The 17,433-nt window shown below is 52.2% G+C and carries 20 protein-coding genes; 10 read left to right on the forward strand and 10 right to left on the reverse strand.

All coding sequences use genetic code 11. The features are described 5' to 3' along the window. Positions 1-18 precede the first annotated feature (18 nt). The 7 genes from AC16KF_RS02075 to AC16KF_RS02105 all read right to left on the reverse strand — a co-directional run bounded on the left by AC16KF_RS02075 (position 19) and on the right by AC16KF_RS02105 (position 6,546). Complete coding sequence (locus AC16KF_RS02075; protein WP_484035626.1) at positions 19-1,110, reverse strand: hypothetical protein; 1,092 nt, start codon at positions 1,108-1,110, stop codon at positions 19-21. Beyond that, positions 1,107-1,304 carry a YwbE family protein gene (locus AC16KF_RS02080; RefSeq protein ID WP_484035627.1) on the reverse strand — a complete coding sequence of 66 codons (198 nt, stop codon included), beginning with the start codon at positions 1,302-1,304 and terminating at the stop codon, positions 1,107-1,109. The genes AC16KF_RS02075 and AC16KF_RS02080 overlap by 4 nt, the downstream gene beginning before the upstream one ends. After that, entirely contained in the window at positions 1,301-1,804 is a 504-nt protein-coding gene (locus AC16KF_RS02085; RefSeq protein WP_484035628.1) for a DinB family protein, read from the reverse strand. The genes AC16KF_RS02080 and AC16KF_RS02085 overlap by 4 nt, the downstream gene beginning before the upstream one ends. 195 nt (positions 1,805-1,999) lie before the next feature. Continuing rightward, positions 2,000-2,287, reverse strand: coding sequence for a GIY-YIG nuclease family protein (locus tag AC16KF_RS02090; RefSeq protein WP_484035629.1), 288 nt, complete (start codon positions 2,285-2,287; stop codon positions 2,000-2,002). 188 nt (positions 2,288-2,475) lie between these two features. Then, the gene (locus tag AC16KF_RS02095; RefSeq protein ID WP_484035630.1) at positions 2,476-5,649 is read right to left on the reverse strand and encodes a transglycosylase domain-containing protein; all 3,174 of its coding nucleotides are present in this window, start codon (positions 5,647-5,649) and stop codon (positions 2,476-2,478) included. 4 nt (positions 5,650-5,653) lie between these two features. After that, positions 5,654-5,995, reverse strand: a complete 342-nt coding sequence (locus AC16KF_RS02100) for a DUF3997 domain-containing protein (protein ID WP_484035631.1) — start codon at positions 5,993-5,995, stop codon at positions 5,654-5,656. A gap of 104 nt (positions 5,996-6,099) precedes the next feature. Next, a complete protein-coding gene (locus AC16KF_RS02105; RefSeq protein WP_484035632.1) occupies positions 6,100-6,546 on the reverse strand; it encodes a MaoC/PaaZ C-terminal domain-containing protein in 447 nt (148 codons plus the stop codon). Between the two features lie 346 nt (positions 6,547-6,892). Here AC16KF_RS02105 and AC16KF_RS02110 point away from each other — a divergent pair, with 346 nt between their 5' ends. From AC16KF_RS02110 to AC16KF_RS02120, 3 genes are all read left to right on the forward strand, one after another. Beyond that, positions 6,893-9,259, forward strand: coding sequence for an MGH1-like glycoside hydrolase domain-containing protein (locus AC16KF_RS02110; protein ID WP_484035633.1), 2,367 nt, complete (start codon positions 6,893-6,895; stop codon positions 9,257-9,259). A 95-nt stretch (positions 9,260-9,354) separates the two neighbouring features. Then, a complete protein-coding gene (locus AC16KF_RS02115) occupies positions 9,355-10,455 on the forward strand; it encodes a three-Cys-motif partner protein TcmP (RefSeq protein ID WP_484035634.1) in 1,101 nt (366 codons plus the stop codon). Between the two features lie 59 nt (positions 10,456-10,514). After that, positions 10,515-11,243, forward strand: a complete 729-nt coding sequence (locus AC16KF_RS02120) for a DUF5131 family protein (RefSeq protein ID WP_484035635.1) — start codon at positions 10,515-10,517, stop codon at positions 11,241-11,243. Positions 11,244-11,302: 59 nt separating this feature from the next. Here AC16KF_RS02120 and AC16KF_RS02125 read toward each other — a convergent pair whose 3' ends face one another. Beyond that, complete coding sequence (locus AC16KF_RS02125) at positions 11,303-11,539, reverse strand: DUF433 domain-containing protein (protein ID WP_484035636.1); 237 nt, start codon at positions 11,537-11,539, stop codon at positions 11,303-11,305. An 82-nt stretch (positions 11,540-11,621) separates the two neighbouring features. Between AC16KF_RS02125 and AC16KF_RS02130 the strand changes: the two genes are divergently transcribed. Then, positions 11,622-11,852, forward strand: a complete 231-nt coding sequence (locus AC16KF_RS02130; protein WP_484035637.1) for a hypothetical protein — start codon at positions 11,622-11,624, stop codon at positions 11,850-11,852. 31 nt (positions 11,853-11,883) lie between these two features. Here AC16KF_RS02130 and AC16KF_RS02135 read toward each other — a convergent pair whose 3' ends face one another. Next, entirely contained in the window at positions 11,884-12,120 is a 237-nt protein-coding gene (locus AC16KF_RS02135) for a hypothetical protein (protein WP_484035638.1), read from the reverse strand. Positions 12,121-12,148: 28 nt separating this feature from the next. Next, entirely contained in the window at positions 12,149-12,517 is a 369-nt protein-coding gene (locus AC16KF_RS02140; RefSeq protein WP_484035639.1) for a hypothetical protein, read from the reverse strand. A 270-nt stretch (positions 12,518-12,787) separates the two neighbouring features. On the opposite strand from AC16KF_RS02140, the gene AC16KF_RS02145 reads away from it, so the two are divergent. From AC16KF_RS02145 to AC16KF_RS02170, 6 genes are all read left to right on the forward strand, one after another. Next, complete coding sequence (locus tag AC16KF_RS02145; RefSeq protein ID WP_484035640.1) at positions 12,788-13,156, forward strand: DUF2283 domain-containing protein; 369 nt, start codon at positions 12,788-12,790, stop codon at positions 13,154-13,156. A 95-nt stretch (positions 13,157-13,251) separates the two neighbouring features. Next, entirely contained in the window at positions 13,252-14,409 is a 1,158-nt protein-coding gene (locus AC16KF_RS02150; protein WP_484035641.1) for a Fic family protein, read from the forward strand. 126 nt (positions 14,410-14,535) lie between these two features. Further along, positions 14,536-14,868 carry a cyclic-di-AMP receptor gene (locus AC16KF_RS02155; protein WP_484035642.1) on the forward strand — a complete coding sequence of 111 codons (333 nt, stop codon included), beginning with the start codon at positions 14,536-14,538 and terminating at the stop codon, positions 14,866-14,868. Positions 14,869-14,940: 72 nt separating this feature from the next. Beyond that, positions 14,941-15,204: a cyclic-di-AMP receptor gene (locus AC16KF_RS02160; protein WP_484035643.1), complete on the forward strand. Its 264-nt coding sequence runs from the start codon at positions 14,941-14,943 to the stop codon at positions 15,202-15,204. An 84-nt stretch (positions 15,205-15,288) separates the two neighbouring features. Beyond that, positions 15,289-16,533: a TolB family protein gene (locus tag AC16KF_RS02165; RefSeq protein ID WP_484035644.1), complete on the forward strand. Its 1,245-nt coding sequence runs from the start codon at positions 15,289-15,291 to the stop codon at positions 16,531-16,533. Continuing rightward, the gene (locus AC16KF_RS02170) at positions 16,521-17,417 is read left to right on the forward strand and encodes an ROK family protein (RefSeq protein WP_484035645.1); all 897 of its coding nucleotides are present in this window, start codon (positions 16,521-16,523) and stop codon (positions 17,415-17,417) included. The genes AC16KF_RS02165 and AC16KF_RS02170 overlap by 13 nt, the downstream gene beginning before the upstream one ends. Positions 17,418-17,433 lie beyond the last annotated feature (16 nt).

Genomic DNA, 17,433 nt, shown 5'->3' on the forward strand with positions numbered 1-17,433 from the left:
CTTGAGTATTGGAATATTTCACTCCGAAAACAGGGGCGGGTTTGGAGGCATGGTCGCCATGCTCCAGGTTGTGAAATGGGTGGGACCGTCCTTGGTGTAGGAGAACAAGAGCACCCATCCGCCGTTTTGTAATTGTCCCCACACATCCGAAGCGGAAGGATGATACTGGATGATGGTTGCCGTTTTGCCTTCCTCAAGACGGGTACTTGTCAGTTCGCTATCCGCTTTGGGTTCTTTGCGCACATCCTGTGTGATGACCACGCTCACGTTCATCGGCAGGATGGGGAACGGTTCGAGGCGCTCCATCTGCACCCACGCATCGTTCCGCGTCACGAACGGATAAAAGATATCGCCTTTTGGCGTGTTGGGCCAGATGGTGGTCTTGTTTTTGGTGTTCCAGGATACCAACACGAATTTATGCACGAGATCGGGGCGGGTGAAATAGTTCTCGACGCTGGCATTCCCAGGCGAGTTGAAATCCATGGTGTGTACCTTGCCCCAGCCGTTGGAGATCGCCTCCAGGGTGACGATGTTGCCGCCCATGGTCAGGCTTTCCATTTGAGGGAAGCCCGCCCCGTTGAACAATGCCGTGCCGGAGGATTTGAGGTACGTCAGTTTGCCGTTGTTGTTCCCGTTCAAGTCGTTGATGAATCGCTCCCAGGCGCCATCCACCGGGGTGCGGATTGTGCCTGTGCCCTCCTTGGGGATCGGAAACATTGGCAAAATTTCAGGGGTTTGCTTGGTGTATCCCCAATCGGGGCTGACCGTGCGCGAACGGAAGTTGTACAGCGCGAGTTGGTGATCGTGCTTGACGCGGAAATATTGCACGTGTTGCGACTGCGGGGGCGCGGCGAGAACAATCGTGCCCACCGGTGTGAAGGTGGGGTCAAGCGTGAATGTGGGACGCGGCGTGGGGGTGAGCGTTAGCGTTGGCGGCAGGGTGGGAATCGACGCCTGTGTTTGTGTGAACGCGGCTCCGGCGGTCTGTTGCATATACAGTTGGATCGCATTCGAGTCCGCCGGAACGACCACCGGCGTTGCCAGCCCGGACGGCACACACGCCAGCATCGCGCCCAGCGCGAGAATTCCAAATAGTATTTTTTTCTTCATTCCAAAACGATTTCCTTGACGCGCCCCACCTCTCCGCTCTGCAAACGGACTTTGATGCCGTGCGGATGGTTCGGCGATTTGGTCAATATATCTTTGACGATGCCTTTCGTCAACTTCCCCGTTCGCTGATCTTGTTTCTGGACGACAAGCACGATCATTCCGACCTTGAGGCTGGTTCGGTTATTCCCATTCATTTTTTCCACTCGTTCAAAAACACGGTGAAATCAAGTTCCCCGGGCGAGTGACCCAAGTCGGTGAGGATCGCGGCGGCTTCACTGCGGTGTTGCGTGCCGTGATTCACGAGATGGATGTGGCAATGCCAAATGATTCTATCGCGCTGAATACCCGAAGAGGCTGTATAGCGTAGATGGCTGTCCATATCTTCATCGCTCAGGCGATTGAGGTAGGCTCGCATCAATTCTTCCTCTTCGCGGAATTTTTGTTCAAGCGATTCAAAAGTTGGGAAGTCTGTTGCCACAAGATCTTGATCTTCGGTGACGATCTGTGTTTCAAATAACACGCGCCAGATACGTTCCGCATCCACGGTGTGGACCAACGTTCCGCGCAGACCGCCGAACGGAAAGGATGCGGGCGCGGTGAATTGTTCGGGAGTCACACCCGCGCTCGCGGCGAGGATCTTCTTGTTCGCCCAGTAGTTGTATTCGTAGAGGAAGAGGATGTCGGGGAGATTCATGGTTGTACCTATGGCATGTCACCCTGAGGGAGCGATAGCGACCGAAGGGTCTCTGCTCGTTGGGGAGGAGATGCTTCGCTATCGCTCAGCATGACACACCTACATGTCACCCTGAGGGAGCGATAGCGACCGAAGGGTCTCTTGCTCGGCGTGGAGGAGACCCTTCGCTATTGCTCAGGGTGACATAGCGTTAATTCATTTATACCATTCAAGGCTTATATCTTTCCATTCTGGATTTTCAGCCTCGATCAATGCAATCTTCTTGGCGCGGCGCCAGCCTTTGATTTGTTTCTCTCGCGCAAGCGCGGCGTGTACATTACTTGTTTCTTCGTAGTATACCAATTTGGTGATGTTGTACTTGCTTGTAAACCCCGCGACAAGTTTGTTCTTGTGTTCATACACGCGGCGTTCGAGATTGTTGGTGACGCCTGTGTAGAGAGTCTTTGATCTATTTGTCATGATGTAGACAAAGTAGGATTTCATAATTCACTTCTAGCCATGTCACCCTGAGGGAGTGGCGCCTCGCGCCACGACCGAAGGGTCTCTGCTCGCTGTGGAGGAGATGCTTCGCTGGCGCTCAGCATGACATGATTGGGATGGGTTTTGTGATCGAAGGGTCTCTGCATGGCGTGGAGGAGACCCTTCGCTATCGCTCAGGGTGACATGCGCAATTATGGTGTGGGAGTCAAACTCGGTGTGGGCGTGTCGGTGGGCGGGGCGAGGGTTGGGGTTTCGGAGGGAGTCGAAGTGGGCGCGTCGGTTGGGGGGAGCGGGGTGAGGCTGGGAGTGAGAGTCGGTTCGGGGGTTGGGGTAGGCAGGTTGAGGGTCAGAGTGACGCGTTTTTCGGCGTAGAATTCCTCTCCGTTTTGGAGATAGATCCGAAGCGTGATCTTGTTCGAGGTCACGTCTTTTAAATCCCATTTGAAGATGGTGTCCGATTCAATTTTGTTGTCGCCTTGCGCGAGAGTCGTCCAGTCGTTGGGATCGTCGCCGTCCCCGACTTCGAGACGCCAGCCAGTGAAACCGCCTTTGGTGACGTCGATCGTGCCTTTGATGACCAGATTCGAATCAGTGATGGTGTCATTATCATTGAAATTAGAGAATTCGAGAATGGGGCGCGGATCGTCGGCGGAACATTCGCGGTCGGGCGCGAAGAACGGGTTGCGCGGCATATCGTGCGACTCGAGCCAATCTTTGCCGTCGCCACTGCGAAGCCACTTGCGACCCCACTCATCTTTGACGTTCATCACGAGTTCTTCTTTGTCGAAATCGGGACAAGCGTTGCCCGCGATGAGACCCGTCCACGTGTCAAGTTCGGTTTGGCGGAGGAGGTCTTGCGACGCGGGCAGGGGCGGCTGGTCGCTTGCGTAGAATTCACTGCGTTGACCGCCCTTGCACCAGTTCGACGGCTCGGCGCCTGAAACCGCGCAGATGATTTTTTCGGTGATGCCTTGCGGGATAACGAATGAGGAGGGAGTGTTGTTGGGACTCACAAGCGGCACAGCGTATTGCATGAACGCAGACCAGATCGGCGCCGCGCCTGTTGTGCCAGACGTGTTGATCATCGGAGTGTAATCGGCATTGCCGACCCACACGCCAGTGGCGAGATCGGGAGTGTAGCCGAGAGTCCAGTTGTCGTAGACGTTGACACCGTCCGCGCCGCGCGGATCGCCCGCCGTCCCTGTTTTTGCCGCGGCTTGGAAGGGGAGATTCAACACGGAGTTGGGTCCGAACATCCACGAACGCGCTTGGTTGTCGGAGAGGATGGATGAAATGAGGAAGGCGTGTTCAGGGCGGATGACTTGTTCGGCTTGCGGCGGTTGGTATTCGTAGATGACGTTGCCTTCAAAATCAACGATCTTGAGGATCGCAACGGGCGGAAGTTTTTTTCCGCCATTCGCAAACACGGAAAAAGCGGAGGTCATTTCCAACAGACTCACTTCGCCGCCGCCGAGCGTGAGCGCGAGACCGTATTGATCGCCTGTGAGACTCGTGATGCCGAGTCTTTTTGCCATGGCGATCATGCCGTCTTCTTCGGGCGTGTTCGGGTTGTCGTACACGCCGACGAATTCCAACGCTTTCACAGCGGGGATGTTGAACGAGTTGGATAACGCAGTCCGCACGGTCATGGGACCGTGAAATTTTCCGTCGTAGTTGACGGGCGAGTACGGCGGATTCGCCCCGTCGGGGAAATCGGTCGGCACATCCCAGATGAGAGTCGAGGGCGTCCATCCTTTTTCAAACGCGGCGAGATACGTGATGGGCTTGATCGAAGAGCCTGGCTGACGCGTCGCGCTATCCGCCATGTTGATCTGTCCCGCGATCGCGTCGTTGTTGAAGTCGGGCGAGCCGACCATCGCAAGGATTTCTCCCGTCGAAGGTTTGATCGAGACGAGCGCGCCGTTCTTCGCGTTCTTGTCCACGAGACCCGCGAGTTGTTCGGTGACGAGTCTCTGCGCTTCATCTTGCAACTTCGGGTCGAGCGTGGTGTAAACGATGAAACCCGAGCGATAGATGGTCTGCGCGTCGTATTGTTTTTCCAACTCGGCGCGGACGAAGTTGACCCAATGCGGATATTTCGTGTTGATGTTCGGCGAGTTGAAGACGCGGCTCTTGATCTCGTCCGCCGCCTGCACCGCCGCCACTTGGTCCACGCAGATCGGTGTTTCGCTGTTGCTGACGGTGATGCAATCCTCCGATTGACTCAATCCGAACATCAGCACCAACACTTGTTGCTGGCGGACGAGCGTCGCATCGCGGTTTGAATAAATGTCGTAGACCGATGGCGATTGCGGCAATCCTGCAAGAAAAGACGCTTCGGCAAGAGTCAACTGATTCGCGGTCTTGCCAAAATATGTTTCGGACGCGGCTTCGATCCCGTAGGCGAGGTTGCCGTAATAAATTTCGTTGAGATACAACTCAAGGATTTCATCTTTGGAATAACGCCGCGTAATTTCGGCGGCAAGGATGATCTCGCGTACTTTGCGGCGATACGTCCGCTGGGCGCGTTCTTCGGGCGAAAGCAGTAACGCGCGCGCGAGTTGCTGTGTGATCGTGGACGCGCCTCCGCCCTGCCCGTCGGTCTGATAATTTTTCCACAATGCGCGGATGAGCGCCCACGGGTCGAAGCCGGGATGTGTGTAAAAGTCTTTGTCTTCGGTGGCGATCGTCGCGGCGACAAGCGCGGGGGAAATTTTGTCGAGCGTCACATACGTTCTGCGTCCCGCGGTGGGATCGAGAATCTCGTACAGCAAATTTCCGTTGCGGTCCAAGATGCGAGTCGTTTCAAATTGCGACGCGCGGTTCTTGAGATCGTCCACGCTGGGCAATGTCCGCGCGATGGAATAGTATGTGTAGATTCCGACCGAGCCGACGACGATGGCGAGGATGACGATGCCGAACAATGCCAACACGGCGGCGCGTCCCAAACATCCGCCAGTTTTTTTCCAGTTGATGGATCTCCAATCGAAGGATGTGGACGCGGCTTTGCGCGGTTGACTCGGCGGCGACACGCGTCGCGTCTCGGTCATTCCACGCGGACGGCTGGCACGCTCATACGCGACGGGCGATACGCGCGTCCCATCCATGTCCACTTCGTTGACGCGGCGCGGAAGCGGCATGTTATTTTCATCCAACGGGATGTGGCGCGGTTCGGAATTCTCATCTCCGAAGAGGAGCGTGTCCGCGGGGTCGAAGTAGGGCGGCGGCGTCTTCTTTGCCGCGCTTGCCTTCGTCGTCCCTTGCTCATCCACCTTCGGCTCGATGGGAGTCTCGGCGCGGGTCTCGGCTTCGGAGTCGAGTAATTTTTTTATTCGGCGTTTGTTTTCTTCATTTTCGGGAGGCATAGTCTTATTTTATTTCCAACTCAACTGTGAAATCTATTTTAGCTGGAACACCTAACATTTCTCTGGTTTCCAAGTATTCAGATTCGGTCATCGGACCATACACTTTATCATTCTTCATATCTACAATAAACCAGTTCGCTTTTGTTGTGTCGACATCAAAAGGACTTTTCTGGGAATATTGCTTCGCTAATATATATCTTTTGTTCCAACCATATGCAAAGACCATCGGTGGCACTTTACAAGACGCAGAATTTGAGTTTTCAATTTTCTTGACTACACACGCTTGTACAATATCATCGGCTGCCCATACCGCATAGTCATTATCTAAATCCTGTTCATAGAGCAATCCAATTCCGCCAGGGATGCAAGCTAACAGGATTAACAAGAATATAGAAAGAAAGGTAATCTGAATTGTTCGTGAGCAATTTTTCATTTACGCTTTGTTACACTTTATTTCAGTTTGCTCACCATCAACACCGTCCACCTGCCGCGGTGACAGACTTCGTCGTTTTGGTTTTTAATTTCCACGGCAATCGTCACCGAACCGCCGCCGATGCGTGGAAGCGCTTTGGCTTCGACAGTTTCCATCTCCACATAAATTGAATCGCCGATAAAAACGGGTTTGACGAACTTCCATTCGTTGATCTCGCGGAATGCGATGACCGTTCCATCCAACATCCCTGTTTGCCACGCGAGACCCAGAGCATACGACAATCCAAGCACGCCATGCGCGATCTGCTTCCCGAACGGAGTCGTCTTGCTGAATTCGGGATCGGTGTGGATGCGGTTATCGTCACCCGTCAACGCGGCGAACTGCATGATGTCGGCTTCGGTGATCGTCCGTTTATCTGTGACCGTCTTTTGCCCCACTTGGAATTCTTCAAAATATTTGCCCATGATTTCTCCTCTTTGATTCTTACTTCGGTGGTCGAGTGCGCCGAAGGCGCGTATCGAGACCACAGGTATTCAAGAATACATCTTGTAACAAAATTTGTTATGCCTAGCTGTGGTTTCGATACGACCTGCGACGATCGCGCAGGTCTACTCAACCACCGAATTTCTTTTGAAGCGGGTGGTCTCGATACGTCCCGCGATGCTTCGTCTTCGGGCTTAGCCCTCCGCTCAGCGCGCGGAACTACTTGACCATCAAACTACACAACTAACAAACTATCCAACTACCAAAACTACCCAACTAAATTATACCCTTTGACCTCCCGCCCTTCTCACACTACAATACCGCCCTATGCGCGATTGGTCACTTGCCACTGGCGACCCGCTTTGCCTCACCCTCGCGGCGGATTCACGTCTCTCCATCCCCGACTACCTCAACGATCACATCTGGGAACTCGAATTCGGCGGCGCAGAGCCAGCCTCGCTTGCGCTTCACACCACGTATGGCTTGCGCGCCAAAGCGATGCGCATCTTCCACCGATTCAGCGAAGGCAAAAAATCCGTCAGCGACCCGAAAGCGTTCGCGCTCCCGCCCACCGTTCGCCGTTTTTATCCAAACTTCCTCATCGTTGACTACTCGCCATTACCCAACATTGACGTATCCACCGAATACTGGGTTCCACAATCCAACGCGGTGTGTGGGCGCGTCACGGTTGCCAACAAATCCAACGCGAATCGAAAAATAAAACTCGAACTCTGCGCGGTGCTGGTCGCGATAGACGGGCAAAGCATGTCCGCCGCGCAGGCGCAGATGGTCAACATCCTCGGAGGACAAACAGGCGGACTCTTCCCCGTCCTCTTTATGACGGGCGGACCCGCTCACGGCGCGGGACCTCATCCCTCGCTTCTTCTCGACCTTGAGCTTGGTCCAGGCGCGACGCGTCAACTCACGTGGACTCAAGCCGCGACGGATCGGTTGCAGACCTCCTTTGAACTCGCGCGTCAAACGGCGGCGCGTCCGTGGGAAGCCGAACGCGCGCGGCTCGAACTGCTCAACGCGAGTCAGACAATTGACATCCGCACCGCCGACAAAGAATGGGACGCGGCGTTCGCGTTGAGTCAATCTACCGCGTTTGGATTATTCTTCCCTCCGAACGAACATTTGCCGAACCCTTCGTTCGTCTCTTCGCGCGGACCTGACAACGGCTACTCGCCCAAAGGCGACGGCACCGACTACCCCGCCTCGTGGAACGGACAATCTCCCTTCGACGCGTATTATCTTTCGGATGTTTTGCCCGCCTCGCAAGCCGCGCAGGATTTGTTGAAAAATTTTCTCGCGGTTCAAAATGACGACGGCGCGATAGACGGCAAGATCGGCTTGGCGGGTCAACGCGGACGGTATCTCTCCGCGCCGTTGTTTGCCAGCCTTGCATGGAAACTATATGAAAGAAATGAAGACAAAGATTTTCTAAAACACGTTTTCTCGCAATTGCAAAAATTTTTCTGGTCGTGGTTCTCGCCCGAATACGACGATGACCGCGACGGCATCCCGCAATGGAAACATGTTTTGCAAACGGGCTTTGAAGATAATCCGCTGTTCGATCAGTGGCATGAATGGTCGTTGGGAGTGAATATCTCGCAAGTCCACAGCCCCGCGCTGGAAGCGATGCTCTACAACGAAGCCGCGTGTTTGATCAAAATAGCAGAATTACTCGAAGAACATAACTCGCTCACGTTACTTCACGAGCAAGCCGCGAAACTGCGCGCGTCCATCGAGTCCACGTGGCAGGCGCGGACGGGTTTGTATCACTACCGCGAACGCGGCACGGGGTTGAGTCTCGCGGGGAAAGTTCTCGTCAGGCAACAAGGCTCGGGGACGGCGGTGACGAAGATCAAGTTCGAGGGACAGATCCGCTTGCTAGTGGAGATCCAGACCCAAAGCGCGGCGGCGAAGCGTCCGCAGATCCGCATTCATCAATTTTCCACGAAGCCCGCCGACGAGATCATCGAAAGCGGCGACTATCAATGGCGCAGTGGCGGCGCGGTGTACACCACGAAAAAAACATATTCGAAACTTGCGAAGGTTTCGGTGCGCGGACTCAGCGATGAGGACACGGTCATCATCAGCACGCTCGATTACACCACCGAAGATCACACGCTGTTCGCGCCGTTGTGGGCGGGAGCGCCAGACGAGGCGCGCGCGCAACACATGATCGGGCGCGCGCTGTTGGACGCGTCACGTTTTTATCGTCCGTATGGAGTGCCTGCCTGCCCTTCATTGACTCAACCCGAAGCGGAAACCGTTTCGCAATCGGTTCATCTCCCTTGGAATCTTTTTGTGTGCGAAGGCTTGCTGAGATACGGATTCCGCGCGGACGCGGCGCGGCTGTTCGCGCACAACATGACGGCGGTCATCCAAAGCCTGAAACTGAATCGCGCCTTCCACGCGCGCTACCACGCCGAGCGCGGCACAGGCATCGGCGAACGCAACGCCCTCAGCGGACTCGCGCCCGTCGGTTTATTTTTGAAAATTTTAGGAGTTGAAATCCATTCACCCACGCGCGTAAAACTCGAAGGCGAAAATCCCTTCCCCTGGGATGTGACGATCCAATTCAAAGGCTTGAAAGTAATTCGAGGTCAGAAGAAAACGGAAGTTGTATTCGCGAATGGCAAGTCTGTGACGGTGGAGGGAGGCGAGTCGGCGGTGGTGGAGGTGTAGGTGACTTGGATGGTTGGAGATCGGGAAGATATCATCCCAATCTTGATTCTTTTGGTATAAAATTGTATAAAACCCATCGACTGGGGAAATAAAAAATGACAAAACCAAACGAAACACTCTGGGAAATTGAGCCTCATACAAAAGCAAAGCATGAAATATTGCAAAGGTATTTGAGTGCATGGTTCCCAATTCTCGGGTCGAAAATTCCTCGTATTGTTTATATTGATGGTTTTTGTGGACCAGGAAAATATCTTGCGGGTGAGGATGGTTCCCCCATCATTGCGCTAAAAGAAGCATTGAAGCAACCTGTGTTAGCAAATTCAGAAGTGGTTTTTTTGTTCGTTGACGAGCGGGGGGATCGTATTCATCATCTAGAAAATGAAATATCGTTATTGAAGAAACCTGGTAACTTTCCAAGCAATTTTCATGTTTGGTGCAGGGTTAATGAGTTTGAAAATACACTCACAGAGATTCTTGATAAGATACAGCGAGATGGACATCGGCTAGCCCCGACTTTCGCTTTTATTGACCCTTTTGGATTCAAAGGGGCACCATTTGCTTTAGTAAAAAGGCTCTTAGCAAACCAAAGAACTGAAGTCTTCATAAACATAATGATTGACTACGTAAATCGATTTGCATTGCATCCTTCCCCCGTTGATCGTCAACATATCAAAGACCTGCTTGGAGCATCCGACTCGGAAATTGATCAGGTTGTTAATACTCAAGACCGTGTTTTAGCTTTTCGGCAACTTTATCAGGACAAACTTCATAAACACGCTAAATTTGTGCGATATTTTGAAATGCGTGATCATCGAAACAAAATCATTTATTATCTGTTCTTTGCAAGTAATCATCCTCTCGGACACGCGAAAATGAAAGAAGCATTTTGGAATGTGGATAATCAAAGCGGATATAGATTTTCTGATCGCACCGACCCAAATCAACCAGTTCTTTTTGAACTTGATCCGTCTGATAATTTAGCACAAGAATTAAAAAGGCGGTTCATTGGAACAACACAATCTGCTGGGAAAATCATCTCATTTGTTGAGGATGAAACACCTTATATTTCATCCCAAGCCCGAAAAGCGCTGAATAATTTAGAAAACGGGAATGAAATATCAGTTGATGCCATTAAAACTGATGGAACAAAGAGAAGAAAAGGTTCATTTCCCGAAGGCGTAATAATCCACTTTTAATGTTTTTTAGAACATTTATACTATAATTGAATTAAAATATTGTTTTTCACGGAGGTGAAATGGCTACCCAATCTCGGATCGAGTGGACAGAATCCACTTGGAATCCGCTAACTGGCTGTACGAAAATCAGTCCTGGCTGTAAGTACTGCTACGCCGAAAGAATGGCGAAACGTCTTCAAGCAATGAATCAACCCAACTATGTCAATGGTTTCAAGTTGACCATGCACGAGCATGTGCTTGAAAAGCCATTGGAATGGAAGACCCCTCAGGTTATTTTTGTCAATTCAATGAGCGACTTATTCCACAAGGACGTACCTTTGGAATTTATTCAGCGCGTCTTTGATACGATGAAACGCGCTCATTGGCACCAGTTTCAGGTCTTGACGAAACGCTCTGAACGTTTGGCTGAACTTAGCCCTTACCTAGAATGGACTGACAATATTTGGATGGGTGTTAGTGTTGAAAACGAAAAGTACACTTTTAGAATTGACGACTTGCGGAAAACTGGAGCAAAGATAAAGTTTCTATCTGTTGAGCCGTTGATTGGTCCGATATCGAAAATGAATTTGAAGGGAATAAATTGGGTCATTGTTGGCGGTGAATCGGGACCAGGCGCGCGTCCGCTGGAAAGAGAATGGGTTGTTAATATCCGCGACCAATGCTTGAAAGCAAAAGTACCTTTCTTCTTCAAACAATGGGGCGGGGTGCAGAAGAAAAAGACAGGCAGATTACTCGATGGAAGAACTTGGGATCAGATGCCTGTGGATATAAATTTGGCGAGGGCATAAAAGAAAAGGCGGTGATGAACCGCCTTTTTTCATTGGTCATTATTCGTTTATTTATCCTGTTACCCCGCTAAGGGCAGAAAAACTTCCTGACGGACAATATCCGCCGCGTAAGCAAGCGCCGCCTTCACCGATTCCTTGTTCAACTGCGGATATGAATCAATGATCTCATCGAAAGACATGCCGTCCGCAACACTTCCGACGATCATCGAAACGGGAATTCGCGTCCCTGTGATGCACGGTTCGCCGTGATGAATCTCAGGGTCAACGGAGATAAATTTGTGCCAGTCAATTCTCATGCGGTGCTCCTTGCGTTGTGGTGATTATACCTCTTTGTGCGAGGTGTAGTTTCTTGGGGGTATAATTTTCGAGAGACATGCAATGACCGAATTAGAGAAAATTATTTTGAGTGAAATCTCAACTCTGCCAGAGACGCGCTTACGCGATGTGTTGAGATATATTCGATTCATCAAACTGGGGTTGGCAGATAGCGATGAAATCAAAAAGCGTTTCGAACGATCTTTGAAACGCGTGCGCGCACGGGCGAAGAAACTCAACATTACACAAGAGGATATTGATGCTGAGGTTCGAGCGGTGCGCGAGGGTAGATAGAAAGTTCGTACTGAGGGCGGAGTTTCTGGAATTAGGGCTTAGATTCGGTGTTTCGTCTAGTTATTGCATTTCCGATGAATTTACCCACAAAGTAAATCACAGCACCAATAAGTAGAAATCCCAAAAGATCATCTTCAAAATTCATACCAAGCAGGATTCCTATAAAAGTCCCTGCTGCCATGGAAAGAAACGCCCAAAACTGACCTTTTAGAATGGCTACTAGAGCAAGTATTCCAAGTATTATGAATGGACCAGTCGAATCGTTCATATGTGCCTCCGTGGACTCAAAGGTATTGTTATGATTGTTGTGGAAGTTTAGCTAGAATTTGAAACTTTATTCGATTCACGGACTCCGAATATTCCTTGACTTCTCCTTTCACGCCTAAGCCTAGTGATGCGGCAAATATTCCTATTCCGCCTTGTGATTTATCATCTTCTCCTATGGTTAGGAGAATATCAAAGTCAATTTGTGTAACCAGCGGCTGCTCGTCTGTTTCATCATCACTTATGAAAGTTTTATATCCCTTTATGTCATCGTCCCATTGAAGATGTTGTGGATTAACAATCGCACCTTTTTTCTTCGCGAGTTCCTGTGCCTGTGACACCCCACTTATTATCTCTAAAATAGTTTGTGCGATGAAATCGCCTAATTTCATTTGATTCATTTTTCTACCTCCTTCCAATTTGGAAAGCCGTGATATAAACGCTGAATTTTTATGTCAACCGTAGTGAGTATAGCATGTTAATTTGTGCTGAAAATATCCCTGCAACATTATCCCCTTTTGCCACCATCTTAATGTGATTTCGGGTAACAATCGGCAAAACGCCAATAACGATTGGACACTTGCCATCTCACAACTATCCTGTATACTTTTGTAAAGCCATGTACTTCCTTGCTTGTCGTCTTCGCCGTTTAGAAGAAATAGGGTAACACCATGACAACTCCAACTACAAATTACGACGAAACCAGCGATACTTTGTATATTTCATTCGCCCCAAGCGAGAAGGCAACTGGCGTCGAACTGAATGAACACATTCTTCTCCGCATTGACAAGGAGAAGCGTAAGGCGGTTGGCGTCACCCTCCTGAATTATTCTGTCCTCGTTCAACGGGCGGATTTCGGTCCGCGCAGTTTTCCGCTCACGGGGCTGACGCAGTTATCCGATGAAACTCGCGAAATTGTTCTCTCTATTTTGGGAACTTCGCCAGTGAGGGAGATTCTGTCCCTCTCAACGTACACCCCATCTTTTACCGAATCGATTCCCATCACACTTCTTCATCTTCCAGCATCGCAAGCCGCGTAATTAGCAAAATTCCTTCAAAATGCCAATAAGGAAATCCCTTATTGGCATTTTAGGCTTATAATGCCAATAAGAAAGCCTTTTATTGGCATAAACCCGTGAATCCACAAGATTTCGTCTCCCCCGCCGCAGGACAGGCAATCCGAAGCCCAAAGGGATATTGGGCATTCATCCCCGCGTCTCTGCCTCCCGCCCTAAACTGGACCGCGGGACTCGTCTCGCTGGCTGGCGAAGCGGAACGCGCGCTGGCGGAACTTTCGACGGTCGGAAAATCCTTCCCCGCGCCGCACGTGCTGACCAGTTCATTCATCAGGCAGGAAGCGGTCATGTCCTCGCGCATCGAGGGGACACAAGCCACCTTGGAGGAAATCTATCAATACGAAGCGGGAGTCCCTGCCACACAACCCAAGTCTGATGCGAGAGAAGTCCATAATTATGTGTCCGCGCTCGATCATGGAATAGCGCGATTGAACACACTGCCCGTCAGCCTGCGATTGATCCGTGAATTGCACGAGCAATTGATGAATGGCGTGCGCGGCGACCTGTGGACGCCTGGCGAATTCCGCCGCTCACAAAACTGGATCGGCCCTGCGGGAAGCACGCTTGAGTCTGCTCCTTACGTGCCGCCTCCTGTGGATGAGATGCTCGAGTCGCTCAATCGACTGGAACGATACATCCACGCGCCTTCGGATATTCCGCCCATCGCGCGGGTTGGGTTGATTCACTATCAGTTCGAAGCGATTCATCCTTTCCTTGATGGCAATGGGCGCGTGGGGCGACTGCTCATCGTTCTTCTGTTATGCCAATGGGAATTGTTGCCTCAGCCTTTGCTGTATTTGAGCCATTACTTCGAGAGACATCGAAGCGAGTATTACGCCCGCCTGCTTGGGGTCAGTCAGCAGGGCAAATGGGAGGAATGGCTCACATTTTTTCTGGTCGGCGTGCGCGACCAATCGCGTGACGCGACCATCCGTATTCAGAGATTGCAAACCTTACGGGAAACATACTATTCGAAATTTGCGGCTGAACGCAAGACCGCTCAACTCCAACAATTGGTGGATTTTCTCATCGGGCATCCCATTGTCACCATCTCACAAGCGCAGACCGCGTTGAAAGTAAAAGATTTCAAAACCGCTCAAAGATATATCGCCAAAATGCAAGAGGCTAAGATATTAACCGAGATCACAGGCAAATCGCGCTATCGGCTGTTCCGCGCGAATGAACTATTGAGAGCGATTGAAGAGCCAGTCGGCTGAGTGTTCGGCTTGCCATCTCGCAACTATCCTGTATACTGTTGATATAGAACACCGCCCGCAGGTTTTTTCGCAGGATCAAGTTGAGTCAACCCAACCTGCGGAACGTTTCAGGATGTGGAGGTCCCCATGAACGACATCAAACATCTCATGCTTGCCGTTGTGCAGGAACAAGACCACGAAGCTGCCACACGCGCCCTCGAAAAATTGAACGTGCCTGTGGCGTTCTTCGCCAGCGCGGGCGGATTCCTCGGTCGGCGCAACGCGACCCTGCTCATCGGTCTGCACAAAGGACGCGAGGAAGAGGCGATCAAAGCGCTCGAGGACTCGTGCCGCCAGCGGATCGAATATCTCACTCTTCCGCTCGAAGGCTCGCCTCTGCCGATGCCCGCGCCCGTCCCCGTCACCGTCGGCGGCGCGACGATCTTCGCGTTACCTGTGGAACGATTTGAAGAAATATAGATGCGTAGGGCGCGTTCTCTAACGCGCCATCGGCGTTAGAGAACGCCGACTATACGCGATAGGAGTTATCCCATGAAAATGATCATCCTCATCATCAAAGACAGCGACTCGGACCACGTGACGCAAGCCCTCACCACGGCGGACTATCGCGTCACGCGCGTCGCCTCCACGGGCGGATTCCTCCGCAGTGGAGTCGTCACCCTGCTCCTCGGCGTGGACGACGACCGTGTCGACTCTGCCATCGCGCTGATCCGCGAGAAGATGGGCAAATCCACATCGGACGAAAAACGCGCCACGTTGTTCGTTGTCCCTGTAGAGAAGTTCGAGCAGGTATAAGAAGTTAAACCTAGCCACAGAGTTCTCAGAGAAAAATCTCAAATTCCCTGCGCGCTCTGTGGCTAATCCATGTTGAGGTTATCTATGAATAAACGCATACGCATTTTCACCGCGATCATCATTCTCGTATTATCCATCCTCGCGTGCGGAGTCCCCTCGAACGGCGCAGACAGCCCCCCGTCCGCGACGGAACCGCCTTCATCGAGCGATCAAGTCGCCACCGTAGTCGCATCCACCATGCAGGCGTTGACTCCCGTGTCTCCCGATTCTCCAACGCCGCAACCAGCAGGCTTACTTCCACACTCGCTTTATTTCGTCAACAATGACAACGCGGGCATCGCGCAAGTCTTTCGACTCGAAACCGACGGAAAGACAACCACGCAGATCACGTTCGAGCCGAGCGCCGTCGGTCATTATGACGTCTCTCGTATAGACGGAAGCGTTGTGTATGTGTCGAACAATCAATTACTGCTCATCAATGCCGATGGTTCAGGCCGGCGTGTGCTGGTAGATGGCGGACCCGTGGACCCGGATTACCGATATGCCGAGGGAATCAACAACCCCGCCTTTTCACCGGACGGGCAGACGATTGCCTTCGGGCATAGAGGCTTGGTTCTATATGCGGTGTCAACGGGCGTTTCCAATATGGTGTTGGAAAACGTGACCGGCGACATCAGCGGCGGTCTTGGACCCGGTCAAATGTACGTCCCGCAACGATACTCACCCGATGGAATGATGATCCTCATTACAGTCGCCATTCCAAACAGCGACGGCGTCTCGTCTGGAATCTATTACCCTGCCGCAGATTTGCTCCTGCCTGTGAATGGTGAAGACGGCGCGGCAGTCTGCTGTGGCGAACAAGGCTGGGCTTGGGATAGTTCGGCGTTATATGCGGGCGTCTCGTCTGTTGGGATGTTTGGCTCCGGTCTGTGGCGGATAGACGCGTCCAGCGGGAATATGATCACCCTTCTGCCTACCGAATCGGGCGGCAGTTATAACCTCGCTTCGAATCCGTATCTCGCGCCCGACGGTCAACTGTATTACTTTTTTGCCAATGCGCCTGCAACCGAGGAGTTCGTCAGCCGCGCGCCGTTGCAAATTGTCCGCTCGGCTCCCGATGGCGTAACGGGCAGAACGGTCTTATTGCCCGAAACCTTTGAACTCATGAACGAAGCCCTCTGGGCGCCCGACGCCAGTTTTGTCATCGCGGCAATCGCGCCCTCCGATCAAATTTATCAAGGCGGCGCGCTCGAACTTTTTTACACGCACGCCGAAGCGGGCTTCCTCACGCTCGCGCCGTTCGGTCAGCAACTCAAATGGGGTCCGTAAAACTTTTCGGCGGCATCGAGGGCGGCGGCACAAAATTCAACTGCGTCGTGGGAACCTCTCCCGACGACATTCGCCGCGAGGAGCGCTTCGCCACCACAACCCCAGACGCAACGCTGGATAAAGCGATTCGATTCTTCCAACAAGCCGAAGCGGATTTTGGCAGACTCTCTTCATTGGGGATTGCGTGCTTCGGTCCTGCCGACGTTCAGCCTGCCTCGCCCACCTTCGGCTTTATCCTCCCGACGACAAAACCCCACTGGTCGAATTTCAACGTAGTCGGCAAGATACGATCCGCATTCGACATTCCCATCGCCTTCGACACCGACGTCAACGGCGCGGCATTCGGCGAGTGGACATGGGGCGCCGCGCAAGGCTTGGACACGTTCATCTACTTGACGATTGGCACAGGCATCGGCGGAGGCGGACTCGTCAACGGCAAACTCCTGCACGGACTCCTCCACCCCGAAATGGGACACATCCGCATCCCGCATGACAAATCGCGTGATCCGTTTGAGGGAATCTGTCCGTTTCACAAAGATTGTTTCGAGGGGCTGGCGTCGGGTCCCGCCATCGAAAAACGTTGGGGTCAAAAAGGCGAAACGCTCCCGCCTGAACATCCCGCTTGGGATCTGGAAGCGCGCTACATCGCGCTGGCTCTCGCAAATTTCATCGTGACTCTTTCTCCTCAACGCATCATCATCGGCGGCGGAGTTTCAGGGCAAAAGTTTCTATTCCCCATGATCCGCGATCAGGTGAAAACAATCTTGAACAAATATGTACAATCATCGGCAGTCGCGGAAAATATTGACGCGTACATCGTCCCACCCGCGCTGGGGACTCGTTCGGGAGTGTTAGGCGCGATCGCGTTGGCGCAAAAGGCATGAACAAGAAACCTTGCGA

It is taken from the genome of Candidatus Defluviilinea gracilis, from assembly GCF_057138825.1.